At 53.6% G+C, this 556-nt stretch carries 1 rRNA gene; it reads right to left on the bottom strand.

The annotated features are described in order from the left end of the window. Positions 1 to 438: 438 nt before the first annotated feature. Positions 439 to 553 (bottom strand): 5S ribosomal RNA (rrf, locus tag H4O10_RS22145). Between the last annotated feature and the right edge of the window lie 3 nt (positions 554 to 556).

The raw sequence follows: 556 nt of genomic DNA, 5'->3' as shown, positions 1-556 counted from the left end.
TTGCTTTAAAACAATTAATAGTTGCTTGATCAAACGTCTGCAAGATGGACAATCATCCTTCCTGCAGGCGCCTTCACAAGATACCTGCGCATACTTTCAAAGATCTTGGGAAGTGGCCTCAGCGCCGTTCCCGTGTGCTGCGAAGTTTCCTTCGTAGCGAGCCGCCCATTATAGCCGGCTTTTCCGCTTCGTCAACACCTTTTTTCAAGGCCGTCTCACCGGAGTGGACGTTGTTGCCGATGCTGCTTCGTCGTTGGACCCGAAGGTCTTTCGTCGTTGCGAGCCGCCTATTATGGCAGGCCTTTCAGCTTTGTCAACAACTTGTTGGAGGAACTTGAAGCTCTTCGTGAAGTTGTTGCCGCAAGTCCAGGTCGAAACCGGGTGCCTGCAAAAAAAGGAAAACCCCGCTGCGCATGCAGCGGGGTTCTCGGGTGTAAACCCTGGCGATGACCTACTCTCGCATGGCTTGAGCCACACTACCATCGGCGCAGCTGCGTTTCACTTCCGAGTTCGGGATGGGATCGGGTGGTTCCACAGCGCTAATTTCACCAGGGAG

Origin of the sequence: Stenotrophomonas sp. I18B00994, assembly GCF_014145825.1 — a bacterium.
GTDB classification, from domain to species: Bacteria; Pseudomonadota; Gammaproteobacteria; order Xanthomonadales; family Xanthomonadaceae; genus Stenotrophomonas; species Stenotrophomonas maltophilia.
This window is presented reverse-complemented; position numbering and strand designations above follow the sequence as displayed.